The 12,329-nt window shown below is 29.8% G+C and carries 13 protein-coding genes; 4 read left to right on the top strand and 9 right to left on the bottom strand.

From position 1 onward, the window contains the following. Nucleotides 1–14 precede the first annotated feature (14 nt). Nucleotides 15–287, bottom strand: coding sequence for a metal-sensitive transcriptional regulator (locus J2Z42_RS03405; RefSeq protein ID WP_209700962.1), 273 nt, complete (start codon nucleotides 285–287; stop codon nucleotides 15–17). A 21-nt stretch (nucleotides 288–308) separates the two neighbouring features. Beyond that, complete coding sequence (locus J2Z42_RS03400; RefSeq protein ID WP_209700961.1) at nucleotides 309–1,136, bottom strand: Cof-type HAD-IIB family hydrolase; 828 nt, start codon at nucleotides 1,134–1,136, stop codon at nucleotides 309–311. A gap of 98 nt (nucleotides 1,137–1,234) precedes the next feature. Here J2Z42_RS03400 and J2Z42_RS03395 point away from each other — a divergent pair, with 98 nt between their 5' ends. Both J2Z42_RS03395 and J2Z42_RS03390 read left to right on the top strand, forming a co-directional pair. Then, nucleotides 1,235–1,699: a DUF4883 family protein gene (locus J2Z42_RS03395; RefSeq protein ID WP_209700960.1), complete on the top strand. Its 465-nt coding sequence runs from the start codon at nucleotides 1,235–1,237 to the stop codon at nucleotides 1,697–1,699. 84 nt (nucleotides 1,700–1,783) lie between these two features. Further along, the gene (locus J2Z42_RS03390; RefSeq protein WP_209700959.1) at nucleotides 1,784–2,437 is read left to right on the top strand and encodes a DUF4397 domain-containing protein; all 654 of its coding nucleotides are present in this window, start codon (nucleotides 1,784–1,786) and stop codon (nucleotides 2,435–2,437) included. Nucleotides 2,438–2,525: 88 nt separating this feature from the next. Here J2Z42_RS03390 and scpB read toward each other — a convergent pair whose 3' ends face one another. The 4 genes from scpB to J2Z42_RS03370 form a co-directional block, all read right to left on the bottom strand. Then, on the bottom strand, nucleotides 2,526–3,080 hold the full coding sequence (scpB, locus tag J2Z42_RS03385; RefSeq protein WP_439897308.1) for an SMC-Scp complex subunit ScpB: 555 nt from the start codon (nucleotides 3,078–3,080) through the stop codon (nucleotides 2,526–2,528). 1 nt (nucleotide 3,081) lies between these two features. Next, nucleotides 3,082–3,834 carry a segregation/condensation protein A gene (locus J2Z42_RS03380; RefSeq protein WP_209700957.1) on the bottom strand — a complete coding sequence of 251 codons (753 nt, stop codon included), beginning with the start codon at nucleotides 3,832–3,834 and terminating at the stop codon, nucleotides 3,082–3,084. Continuing rightward, nucleotides 3,803–4,984 (bottom strand): tRNA nucleotidyltransferase/poly(A) polymerase family protein, encoded by a 1,182-nt coding sequence (locus tag J2Z42_RS03375; RefSeq protein ID WP_209700956.1) that lies wholly within the window; start codon nucleotides 4,982–4,984, stop codon nucleotides 3,803–3,805. Before J2Z42_RS03375 ends, J2Z42_RS03380 begins: the two co-directional genes overlap by 32 nt. Before the next feature lie 68 nt (nucleotides 4,985–5,052). Continuing rightward, nucleotides 5,053–6,318, bottom strand: coding sequence for a D-alanyl-D-alanine carboxypeptidase family protein (locus J2Z42_RS03370; RefSeq protein WP_245331468.1), 1,266 nt, complete (start codon nucleotides 6,316–6,318; stop codon nucleotides 5,053–5,055). 188 nt (nucleotides 6,319–6,506) lie between these two features. Between J2Z42_RS03370 and J2Z42_RS03365 the strand changes: the two genes are divergently transcribed. Then, a complete protein-coding gene (locus J2Z42_RS03365) occupies nucleotides 6,507–7,232 on the top strand; it encodes a DUF434 domain-containing protein (protein WP_209700955.1) in 726 nt (241 codons plus the stop codon). A gap of 7 nt (nucleotides 7,233–7,239) precedes the next feature. On the opposite strand, the gene J2Z42_RS03360 is transcribed toward J2Z42_RS03365, so the two are convergent. The 3 genes from J2Z42_RS03360 to J2Z42_RS03350 all read right to left on the bottom strand — a co-directional run bounded on the left by J2Z42_RS03360 (nucleotide 7,240) and on the right by J2Z42_RS03350 (nucleotide 9,861). Beyond that, nucleotides 7,240–8,676 (bottom strand): amino acid permease, encoded by a 1,437-nt coding sequence (locus J2Z42_RS03360; protein WP_209700954.1) that lies wholly within the window; start codon nucleotides 8,674–8,676, stop codon nucleotides 7,240–7,242. A gap of 137 nt (nucleotides 8,677–8,813) precedes the next feature. Further along, the gene (locus J2Z42_RS03355) at nucleotides 8,814–9,101 is read right to left on the bottom strand and encodes a putative quinol monooxygenase (protein ID WP_209700953.1); all 288 of its coding nucleotides are present in this window, start codon (nucleotides 9,099–9,101) and stop codon (nucleotides 8,814–8,816) included. A gap of 106 nt (nucleotides 9,102–9,207) precedes the next feature. After that, entirely contained in the window at nucleotides 9,208–9,861 is a 654-nt protein-coding gene (locus J2Z42_RS03350) for a pentapeptide repeat-containing protein (RefSeq protein ID WP_209700952.1), read from the bottom strand. 453 nt (nucleotides 9,862–10,314) lie between these two features. On the opposite strand from J2Z42_RS03350, the gene J2Z42_RS03345 reads away from it, so the two are divergent. After that, a complete protein-coding gene (locus J2Z42_RS03345) occupies nucleotides 10,315–12,318 on the top strand; it encodes an oxidoreductase (RefSeq protein ID WP_209700951.1) in 2,004 nt (667 codons plus the stop codon). Nucleotides 12,319–12,329: the final 11 nt, after the last annotated feature.

The raw sequence follows: 12,329 nt of genomic DNA, 5'->3' as shown, positions 1-12,329 counted from the left end.
TATAGATATATTTTCTATTTTAAGAACATAGTCAAGGTCGAAACCAGTTCCTCTATTTTCTTTTCTTCAGAACTTTTATCACATTCACTAATAAAACATGATTTGGCATAATTTTGAAGCATTAATCCCCCCACTTTATTTATAGCTGCTCTAACTGCTGCAATTTGTATAAGTACATCCTTACAACATGTTTCGCAATCAATCATCTTTTCAATTCCTTTTATCTGCCCCTCTATCCTTCTCAGCCTAACCTGAATATCTTTTTTTGTTACTACTTTTCCATCCAAATATATCCACTTCCCATTTTGTTAATTTAATATAAATTTGTCTATAATTTCACCTATAGCTCCATCATTATTGTCTTTTAAAGTAATATAATCTGCATATTCCTTTACTTTCTGCGTAGCATTAGCTACTGCAGCTCCGAGTCCTGCAGTTTTAATCATGCTTATATCATTTTCATCATTTCCAACAGCTATACATTCTTCCATTCGTATATTATAATACCTCGAAAGAAGAGTTAATCCTCTTCCTTTAGATATTCCCTTATTCATTATTTCAATATTTCTTATATCTGAACTAGTAACTTCTAAATCTTCTATCTTCTCTATGCTCTTTCTTAACTCATTTAGATAGTCTATGTCATCATCTACTACTACTATTTTATTTATGGACTTCAATGATTTTTCTATAAATTCTTTGGAATCAGGTATAATTCTTATTTCCATCCTATAATTTCTATCTATTTTTTTATTGAATTCATAGAATTTTTCAGTAGACATAGCAAATTTTTCAGTGTACATTATATCTTCATCATAGAAATGATAATATGTATCCTTATTTTCTCTAAGTATATCTATAACTTTAAATATACTGTTTTTATTTATAGGACTTGAATATATTATCTTTCTTTTATTATCTAAAAGTATAGAGCCATTGCAGCAAATTACAGGCTGATTTTTAGCTACTGTCTCAGAGTAAATTTTAACTCCAGTTGGTACCCTCCCTGAAGCCAGCACAAATTTAACTCCCAAGGAAATAGCTTTTCTTATCCTATCTATGTTATATTCGCATATAGCTTTTTCATCATCTAAAAGTGTTCCGTCTAAATCAACAGCTACAAGTTTATATTTCACTAAAATACCTCCTACAAAATTGCTTTGTTTAATATATGTAATAATATACATCATCCAATCATATGTTTATTTATAATAATATGTATTAGGGTGTTAAAATGAAAAAACTATCAATCATATTTATAATAATATTTTTATTTACAGGATGTACTGATTATTTAAATATAATCCCGCTTAATTCAAAAAAGCCCAACAACTTTTACTACACAGAAGTTCTATTGAAAAATTTAACTTCTAAAAAACCTGAAAAATGCACTATAATTGAAACTAATTTTCATAAAGAAAAACAGCTTGATAGTACCAATATTTCAGATATAACAAAAATGTTAAAATCTTTAGACGATACAAATTTTATAAATATTCCTAAAGATCTACCTGCTAAACCAACATATAAAATAATTTTTTCATTCCATGATCAAAAACTGCTTATTAACATATACAATGAAAAGTATATATCTGTATATCCATGGGATGGAGATTATAATATGGATTACATATCCGTAAGTAAAATACCAATATCATTGAATTTGTATAACCTTGGAAATTATATTTTCAAACATTAAATTAATCCTATATATAATTGTATCATAGTTGCATTAGTAAACATACATTATAATGTGAACAAATATAATAAAAGGTGGAGCTTAATGTTTACTTATCCGTGTTTATCTTATAACAATTTTTATAGGATGCCTAATCCAATTTCCTATATGAGAATTTTAAATTCAAGTCCAAATTCAAAGCCATTGGATGTGTACTTAAATAATAATCTAGTATTTAGGAATTTGCCTTACAAAAAATTTTCCGACTATGTATCAATCCCAGCCGGAACTTACAATATTAAGATATTTCCTGCAAGAACTACTAGCGTACCTCTTTTTAATAGCAATATATTTATAGCACCAGAAAAAATATGGACTACAGCCATTATAGACAATTATCCAAATATAAATATATTACCTATAGAAGATACCATAATGCCTAAAATTCCACATAAAGCTTTAATTAGATTTATAAATTTATCACCTGATTCAAACAGACTTAATTTATATCTTCAAAATGGAAATGCCTTATTTAAAAATATGCCTTATAAAGGTCAATCTCCATATAGGCCATTAGACCCAGGCACATATACAATGTACATTACAGAAAGCGCAACTGGTAAAAAACTGCTTAATATTCCAAATATAAGACTTATACCTAATAGATTTTACAGTATATATACTGTCGGCAATAAAACAAAACCTCCTAAAATGCAGGTTCTTATTCCTCTTGACGGAAATAGTTATTTGCCAATGTAAGTATATTTTTATTTTATTATGGTTGGCGTAAAAATGCCAACCATTAAATAATATATTGTATTCTATCCATTAATTATAGTATAAATAATTAAATTTCTTTTTTCAACTCTTCATTGTCACATGCTATCTCATTTAAACTAGGTAGTTCCTCCATACTTTCAAGTCCAAAATACTTTAAGAATTCATCAGTAGTGCTGTAAAGTATTGGTCTGCCAGGTACATTTAATCGTCCACTTTCTTTTATTAAATTTTTTTCCAATAAATTATACACTGCCCTGTCACTTTTTACCCCTCTTATTTCATCTATATCTATTCTAGTTATAGGCTGTTTATACGCAATTATAGAAAGTGCTTCAAGAGATGCCTGTGATAATGACTGATGGGCGTTTATCCCAAGAAGTTTCTCAATGTACTCACTGTTTTCTGATTTAGTCACTAAAGTATATTTGTCTTCTATATTTATAACTTTTATCCCTCTATCTGAATTTTCATACATCTCTATCATTTCATCCATTATGCTTTTTGTAAAATTAAAACTGCATTCTATTATTTTAGCTATCTGACTAATTTTTATCGGTTCTCCAGCTGCAAAAAGTAGTGATTCAATTACTGAAAAATACTTGCTATTATCTCCTAATTTCATACTAATCTGCTTCATTTAAAATTAACCTTTCTACATAAATTTCATTAAAGCTTCCACTTTGAATTACACTAACTACACCAAGTCTTGTAAGTTCTAAAAGTGCAATAAAAGTAACTATCTTTTCAATTTTAAATGAACATTTATTTAAAATATTTGAAAACTTAAATGTTTGTCCAAAATCTACACTGCTTTTAATATACTCCATCTTATCTTCTATTTTAAATTTATCTTTTGGTATTTCCCTATTAATTCTATTTTCAACATTTATCTTTTCCATATATGTATTTATAAGTTTAGAATAAATATTATAAAGTTTAAGCATTGTCATACCTTTTAAAAAATCCTTGGGCTTTAGGTTTTCCATCTTTTTAACTATTATTTCCGGTTTTTTGCCAAAACATTTTCCAGTTTTAATCTCCTTGTTTTTCAAAAGTTCTGCAACTGATTTAAACTTATTATATTCTACTAATTTTTCTATCAATTCTTTTCTTGGATCTTCACCATCATCTTCGTCCTGAACCTGCTGTTTTGGTAAAAGCATTTTAGATTTTATTTCTAAAAGTGATGCTGCCATTACTATAAATTCAGAAGTTACTTCAAGATCCATTTCCCTTATTCTATGTATATATTCCAAATATTGATATGTAATTTCATGAATTTTTACATCATATATGTCCATTTTATTTTTTCTTATAAGATGGAGGAGCAAATCAAATGGTCCTTCAAAATTTTCTATCTTTATATTCAAGGGCATTTTGTATATCTCTCCTGTTCAAATCTTTCTCTATACCTGTATTTAGTTTTAATTTCTTAATATATCTTAATATACTTCCAACAGATTTTCCATCCTTTATACCAAAATCTTTTACCTTATTACCATTTATACATAATATACAATCTTTCAAATTGTATATGTAATTGTATATTTTATATGTTAATTTAAAATTCCAGCTTAAATAAGCTAACTCATATCTGCTCATATTTTTAAGCTGTCTAAAAATTTCATAATTGTCAATGGTCTCTTTCAAGAAATTTTCCACATCGATATTCTTTAATTGCATCATGGATTTTTTCAAGTCACTATCCATAATAGAATTATCCACTAAAATATCTGCATCCCTTTTATCTTTAAATGAGTAAAATAAATTTAAAAGTCTTATATTTACATGGTCATAATTTACTACTGGATTAGATTTACCTATAAGATTACAGTTTAAATCAAATATATTTAACCTTGCAAATAATAAAAAAGCATCTTTCCAATTTTTTTCAGTGCAAAGCAGACTTATTTCTTTTGCAATCCTATCATTACTTATGGTTTTAAATATTCCTTTACTTGCACAGCTTATTATTTCATCTCTGTCATACAATAAAAACTTATACCGTATGCTGTATTTGATTGCTCTAAATACTCTAGTGGGATCTTCTTCATAACTATTACTATGTATTTTCCTAATTAATTTATTTTTTATATCTCCTATTCCACCATATAAATCTATTAACTTATAGTATTTCAAATCATATGCAAGCGCATTTATTGTAAAATCCCTTCTAAACAAATCGTGATTTATATCAGAAGGTATAATTTTAGGCAGTGTTCCATACTCTGGATAAAATTCTCTTCTGCATCTTATAATGTCTATACTAACGCCTCTTTTAAATTCTACTGAAGCAGTTTGAAATTCACTATAATATTTGAATTCTTTAATCTCCTCCAAACTTTCAACAATTAATTTTGGATCTTTAGTTACACATATATCTATATCTCTTACTTTTGCATTAAGGAGTGCATCTCTAACCGCACCCCCAACTATATATGCATCTATATTTTTTAATATGCAAATTTTCTTTATAGAATTTATAACATATATCTGTTCATAACTAAGTCCACTCAATATATTCATTTTATCTCTCCATGCCATAATTAAAGGCAGAAATTTTTCTGCCTTTATTATACCATTATAAATTTATATCAAACACCTTTATTTAATATGCTTGTAAAATTGTTTTTTAAGTTTTCCATAATTCCAGGCAATTTTACATCTCTATCACTGCACAACTGAGATTTACCAACTATTTTGCCATTTATATATACATTACAGTAACCTATTGTATCACCTTTTTTATATTTTTTCTTATTCTTATTCAAGACACATTCATAAACAACCCTATCTTTATTACTTTTTTCAACTACAGCATTCAAATCATCTTTAGCTACTGCATAGAAAAATTTATCTCCTTTTTTGTTTATATTTATTTTCTTGACTTCTTTTCCCTTAGTAAGTACCTTTAAGGATTTATATTTAGAAAAGCCATAATTCATCATCGTGCTTGCGTCTTTATTTCTAATTTTATAACTTGGAGATCCCATTATAACCGCCAGCATCCTTACATTGTCTCTAGTTGAAGTAGCTGATATACAATATTTAGCTGCATTTGTAAATCCAGTTTTAAGTCCATCACAACCTTTGAAAAATCTAACAAGCTTGTTGTGATTTACAAGCTCTATAGGTGATTTTCTGCCTTCTGATATTGTCTCCATATAAGTACCTGTATATTTCAGTATTTTAGGATGCTTTAGCAGTTCTCTTGACATTATGGATATATCATACGCAGATGTAACATGACCTGGAGCTGTAAGTCCTGTACAGTTTTTAAAAGTTGTATCCTTCATTCCGAGTTCTTGTGCTCTTTTATTCATTAAACTTACAAATGCAGATTCGCTGCCTCCTAAATATTCTGCCATGGTAACTGCCGCATCATTTCCTGAAGCTATTCCTATACCCTTTATAAGTTCTTCTACCGTTCTTACCTCACCTGTATCCAAAAGCATTGAACTTCCGCCCATCTTTTTTGCGTTTTCACTTACAGTTACTTTATCTTTCAAGCTTATTTTCCCGGAATCTACAGCTTCCATAGTTAAAAGCATTGTCATTATCTTAGTAACAGATGCCGGTTCCAATTTTTCATGAGCATTTTTTTCGAATATTATTTTTCCTGATACAGGCTCCATAAGCAAAGCTGACCTAGCATCCACATTCATTCCTGTAGAATTTTCAGTTTCATTTTCTTTAGCTTGACGTTTATATGTACTTTTCATACTATACTTATTCTGCAGCATTTTATTACTTGAAGATGCCTCATAAGCTTTAACGCCAAACACACAATTCATACAAATTGTAATTGTAAAAAATACAACCAATAATCTACTAAAAAGAATTTTTTGTATTTTCTCCATTGTTCTATCTCTCCCTTCAAAAATATTTTGCCAAAAATTCTATAATATTATTCTCATTTTATTTCGAAATAAAAAAGCACCTAATTTTTTTAATCGTTCCCCTATACATTAATAAGACATAATAGTACGATATTGTTATTAAAAACATAGCGTAAATAATGAACTGAGAGAAATGGAAGTGTTTTGAAATGAAATACAATTTAAAATCAGTTAATCGTGGAAGCAGCCCCAAGGATAATATATGGTTTTCAAGTGAAGCTGTTTTAAAACTTCAAAAAGCACAAAAAGAGCTGCTCTGGCTTTTAAACAGAGATTATAATATACATTCAGTTATAGAACTTGTTGGCAATCATTATCAATTTTCAACAAGGCAACGGAATGCACTACAGAGAGCTACCTCACCAAAAACAAAGTGCAGAAATAGACTATTAAAATGCCTTCACCCAGTATCTGCTTCTAAAGACTGCTTATACATAGATGGTTTTAACCTAATCATAACATTAGAAGTTGCCATTTCCAGGGGAATAATTTTATTATGTAATGACGGCACTATACGTGATATAGCAGGACTTAGGGGTACTTATAAGATTATAGATAAGACAGATGCAGTTCTAAATATAATAGGAAAAGAATTTAGTAATTTATCTGTACCTAAAGCTAATTTTTTTCTAGATTCTGCAGTTTCAAATTCAGGCAGGCTTGGAGCCTTTATTCTGGAACATTCGAAAGAATGGAATATCCCGGTAGAAGTTGAACTCTCCTCTAAGGTTGATTCCATTCTTTCTAAAATGCCAAGAATTGTAACAAGCGATTCTATTATACTTGATAGCTGCACAAGTTGGTTTAATATAGCTAAAAAAATAATAGATGATTACATTCCTTCAGCTCACATAATAAATTTAACTAGTTATTAATATAATTTTAATTTTTATCATGATGTTTTTTATTTCTGCGTTTATACAATTTTTTCTTGCCATGTGATAACTCTTTGGAAAACTCTGTATTTAAGCCTAATTGATGCCTTATCCTGTTTAATCTGTTGTAATCAACGGCTGTTTTACTAATCTTTTTATATGGTTTCATTATCGTATATATCAGTAAATATATGCCAATAATCATAAGTCCTACTATAAGTCCTGATGTCTGTCCCGAAATAAACGGCATACTAAAAAGAATAACAATCAGACTTATTAAAGTTATCCATGAAATAATATATATGTTTAAATTATTCTTTCGTAGTTTAATTTCAGATGCAACAATCATTATATATGTAAAAATCACTGCAAAACCGCCAGAGCTTACAAGGAATACATAAGCTCTTGGAAATAAAAAGCTAATTACAAGCCCTAAAAGCATTGTAAAACCTGAAAATAGCATTCCCCTATAAGGTACATCTTTTTTATCCTTTAACCAAGCAGGAGCATAGTTCTCATTTGCAAGGGAACGAATCATTCTGCCAAGTCCAAACATGGCCGCAAGCATAGTTGAAAGTATGGCTGTAACCATAACAAAATTCATAGCATTGCCTGCCCAAGTTATTCCCCAACTATTAAGAGCCATTACCATTGGACTGACATTTTCACTAACAGCTGCAGTAGGAATTAAAAGTATAAGTACAATAGTGGAAATTATATAAAGTCCAACAAGACTAAATGTGGTATATCTAATAGCTTTCGGAATTGTGTTTTGCGGATCATCTGCCTCTGAAGAAGCTAGACCAATTATTTCAAATCCAGCATATGCAAACATAACTATGAGCATACTTCCTGCAATACCTTTTATTCCTGAAGGAAATAAAGGCTGATGTGTTATTTTGCTAAAAGTAATTACCGGAACTTTACCTATAACTCCTGTAACTAGAAGTACTCCAGTAATTATAAAAAATATTATTGCCATAAGCTTAAAAGCTGCAAGAATACTTTCCAGATTGCTTAATTTTCTGGCACCCAGGAGATTAAGCAAAGTAATACTAATAATGGTTATACTTCCAAACACTGCTGTAGATATGCCTGGAAACCATTTGCGCATCAAAATTGATACTGCTACAGCTTCACTTGACATAGCCAAAGTCATTCCAGTCCAGTAAACCCATCCAACAACAAATCCTGTTCTATGTCCAAAAGCTTTTTCAGAAAAAGATCGAAAGGAATCCTGTGACGGATCAGATACTGTCATTTCTGAAAGTGCACGAAGTATAAAATATACTAAAATTCCACCCAATATATAAGAAATTATTACAGAAGGTCCTGCAGCATGAATTGCTATAGATGATCCTAGAAAAAAAGAACCTCCAATAACGGTTCCTAATGCCATCATTGTAATTTGCCATGCTGAGAGTCCTTTACGTTTGTTTTTCATTATTGCATCACCTCAAGGTTATATAATCTTGAGATTAGTGTCTCTTAAAAATAAAAAAATATTCTACAATAGAAAAGAGATTGTCCTATAATTTTTTTAGAACAATCTCTCTAAGAAACCATTTGTAACTAAATATACTATAAACAGATAGTATATATATTTATTTCCATATCGTTTTCTTGTAGATCTACAAGTTTTGCCATAGTATTTACAAAATGATCTGTCTTCATGTGCTTGTCAAGTCCAGCTTTGTCCTTCCATTCTTCCATGAAAGTTAGTATTTGATTATCTTCAATATCTTGATAAAGACCATAAGCTATATTTGCCTCTTCTTTTCTACTCTTTTTAATCATTTCAGAAGATAATTCTTTAAATTTTTCTGTTTGTCCAGTCTTAACATGAGCCTTCGCTACAACTTTAACCATAATATCACATACCTTTCCTTTATTTCATATATTTAAAATATATCATTATTATATTATCTCATCTTAAAAAGTACAAGCTCATTTCTTGATTCAATATACCCTCCTGCTATTCTTTAATTATAATACCAAGCAGCTTTGAAATTGAAATAGCCTGTATAGGTGTTACTACGATTCCTTTTACATCTTCAATTCTAGCTGACATTCCATCAATTTTACAGCTTCTAAAATCTATTCCTTCAAGACCTATACCAAAAAATTGACACTGGGTCATATCTGTATTTTTAAACTCAACTTTTAAAAATTTGCTATCCTGAAAATCAGAAAAACCAAAATCACAATTATTAAATAACACTTGTCTACAATCTGTAAATCTAAAAGAACCATACCTGCCACTACACCCATTAAAAACAACATTCCTAAGTGTAGACTCACTTAAATTAATACCAACAAGCTTACAATTTATAAATTCTGCTCTATGTATAGATGACTCCATAAAATCTGTATTTGATAAATCACAATTTTCAAATCTTACATTTATAAACTCACTGTGTTCAAGTAAAGTATTTGAAAATTTCACATTCTTAAATACTGTTTTATCAAAAGAAACTCTATCTGCTTTGCAATTTTCAATATGACAATCATTTAAAATTACTTCTGAAAATGACATCTCATCTAATATATTTTCTTCTTGAAATTTGAGCACAGATAATTCTTTTGGAATTATTGGGCTTAATATTTTTGTATTGTTTTTACTCATCATTACATTATTTCCTCCTCAACTTTAACTATTTATTATGTTTTTAATTATTTTCAAGTTTATACAGCATATGTTACCATAATATATGCTAAAATTCATATTAGTTTTTAAAATATAGTATAGGTAAATAAGCATTAGAAAAATCGTTTACTTTATGGTATTTACTTAGAATTTATTATTATTTGCTTTTAAATAGTAAAATTTGTTGAAATATGATATTTATATGCTATTAACATTACCTTATCTTAAGTAGTATAATTTAAATAGTAAATACTTCTTTTTTACTTTCATAATTTCAAAATTTTTATTTCCCTGTAATTTATGTTTATTTAAAATATGTTATTAACTTTGCTGATACATTTTTATTCTATGTAATGTAATCGTTTATGTAACAGTAAAGTAAAATATAAAAATACTAATGTTTAAATTTAAAAATGTATGAGGGAGGTAAGTAGTATGAAAAATAATTCTTTGTTTAAACCTATCAAAATAGGTAATGTAGAAGTAAAAAACAAAATATCAATGGCACCTATGGGAGCTTTTGGACTTGTCGATAATGAAGGATGTTATAATCAAAGGGCTATTGACTATTACGTGGAAAGAGCTAAAGGTGGTACAGGACTTATTATAACGAGTATTACAAAAGTTGAGAACGAGCTAGACAAAGTTGTACCTGGTATAATTCCAATTGTCTCAATAAATCCAGGAAGATTTTTAATGACCTCCTCAGAAATGACAGAACGGGTTCATGCTTACGGTTCAAAAATATTTTTACAGTTAACAATGGGTTTTGGGCGAAGCGGTGCACCTGGAGCACTTTTAACGTCTCAGCCTGTTTCTGCTTCAGATATTCCAAATTATTGGGATCCAACTGTTACCTGTAGAGCACTTACAACTTCAGAAGTAGAATGGGTAGTTACAAAATTTATCGAAAGTGCCATTATTGCAAAAAAGGCTGGATTTGATGGTGTTGAAATACATGCAGTACATGAGGGATACTTACTTGACCAATTTACACTTTCAATATTCAATAGAAGAACAGATAAATATGGCGGAGATTTAAGAGGAAGACTTGAACTTCCTATAGAAATAGTACAAGGAATTAAAGCCGCCGTAGGAGAAGATTTTCCTGTTGGCTTGAGATATAGTGTTAAAAGTTGCATAAAGGATTGGAGACAAGGCGGACTTCCAGGCGAAGATTATATTGATAAAGGTCGTGATTTAAAGGAAGGACTTGAAGCTGCAAAAATTCTTGAGGCAGCAGGATATGATGAACTTAATACAGATATAGGAACATATGATGCATGGTACTGGTCTCATCCACCTGTTTATCAAAAAAATGGGTTATATCTTCCGTACACTAAAGAATTGAAAAAAGTTGTAAACATACCTGTTATAGTTGCAGGAAAACTAGGCATACCTGAAGATGCTGAAAGAGCTCTTGATGATGAAGCTGCTGATATGATTGGACTTGGAAGACCGCTCCTTTCAGATCCATACTGGCCTAAAAAAGTTCTTACAAATCATCCTGAAAGAATTCGTCCTTGTATTGCCTGCCATGCTGGGTGCCTTGGAAGAGGATTTGAAGGAAAACCTTTGAGTTGCGCAGTAAACCCTGCTGCTGGAAGAGAAAGATATTATGAAATAAAACCTGCTCTTAAATCAAAAAAAGTATTGATAGTAGGTGGCGGAGTTGCAGGAATGGAAGCTGCAATAACTTCTTCAATGAGAGGACATAAAGTTACAATTTATGAAAGTACAAATGAACTTGGCGGCGAAGTTATTCCGGGTTCAGTACCTGATTTTAAAGTAGATGACAGAAGATTAATCGCCTGGTACAAAAATGAAATTAAAGAACTTCAAATTGAAGTGGTTTTAAATACAAAAGTAACAGAGGAACTTGTAGAAAAAGAAAAGCCCGATATTGTTATTATTGCAACAGGTGCAAAAGAAATTAGGCTAAACTTACCAGGTATAGAAAAAGATAAAGTGGCAACAGCAGTTGAAATTTTAAATGGCAAAAAGAAAGCTGGCGAAAATATACTCATGATAGGCGGCGGACTTGTCGGATGTGAAACAGCTCTTTACCTTGCAAAACAAGGTAAAAAAGTTACAATTGTTGAATCAAAGGACAGCATATTGAGTGCTGGAAAACCAATTCCACATATGAATAAGATCATGCTTATAGATCTCCTTAAGAAATATAATGTAAAAACTATTACAAATAACTCTTTACTTGAAGTAACTGATGATGGTGCCATACTTATTAGCAATAAATTTAAAAAACAAAGTATGTCCGCTGATACAGTTGCAATAGCTGTTGGTTTTAAATCTGATAGAGAATTGTACAACAAACTTCATGGTAAAATTGCCGATTTATATATAATTGGTGATGCATATCAAGCTGCTAATATAATGGATGCCATCTGGAGTGCTAACGAAATTGGCCTTAACTGTTAGATAATAAAAGT

The sequence above is a fragment of the Clostridium algifaecis genome, assembly GCF_017874415.1.
Taxonomy (GTDB): domain Bacteria; phylum Bacillota; class Clostridia; order Clostridiales; family Clostridiaceae; genus Clostridium_B; species Clostridium_B algifaecis.
This window is presented reverse-complemented; position numbering and strand designations above follow the sequence as displayed.

Excerpts from the sequence above, each read along its gene's own strand:
- J2Z42_RS03395 (WP_209700960.1), top strand. The coding sequence starts at position 1,235 with ATGAAAAAACTATCAATCATATTTATAATAATATTTTTATTTACAGGA.
- J2Z42_RS03390 (WP_209700959.1), top strand. The coding sequence starts at position 1,784 with ATGTTTACTTATCCGTGTTTATCTTATAACAATTTTTATAGGATGCCT.
- scpB (WP_439897308.1), bottom strand. The coding sequence starts at position 3,080 with ATGAAATTAGGAGATAATAGCAAGTATTTTTCAGTAATTGAATCACTA.
- J2Z42_RS03380 (WP_209700957.1), bottom strand. The coding sequence starts at position 3,834 with ATGCCCTTGAATATAAAGATAGAAAATTTTGAAGGACCATTTGATTTG.
- J2Z42_RS03375 (WP_209700956.1), bottom strand. The coding sequence starts at position 4,984 with ATGAATATATTGAGTGGACTTAGTTATGAACAGATATATGTTATAAAT.
- J2Z42_RS03370 (WP_245331468.1), bottom strand. The coding sequence starts at position 6,318 with ATGGAGAAAATACAAAAAATTCTTTTTAGTAGATTATTGGTTGTATTT.
- J2Z42_RS03365 (WP_209700955.1), top strand. The coding sequence starts at position 6,507 with ATGAAATACAATTTAAAATCAGTTAATCGTGGAAGCAGCCCCAAGGAT.
- J2Z42_RS03360 (WP_209700954.1), bottom strand. The coding sequence starts at position 8,676 with ATGAAAAACAAACGTAAAGGACTCTCAGCATGGCAAATTACAATGATG.
- J2Z42_RS03355 (WP_209700953.1), bottom strand. The coding sequence starts at position 9,101 with ATGGTTAAAGTTGTAGCGAAGGCTCATGTTAAGACTGGACAAACAGAA.
- J2Z42_RS03350 (WP_209700952.1), bottom strand. The coding sequence starts at position 9,861 with ATGATGAGTAAAAACAATACAAAAATATTAAGCCCAATAATTCCAAAA.
- J2Z42_RS03345 (WP_209700951.1), top strand. The coding sequence starts at position 10,315 with ATGAAAAATAATTCTTTGTTTAAACCTATCAAAATAGGTAATGTAGAA.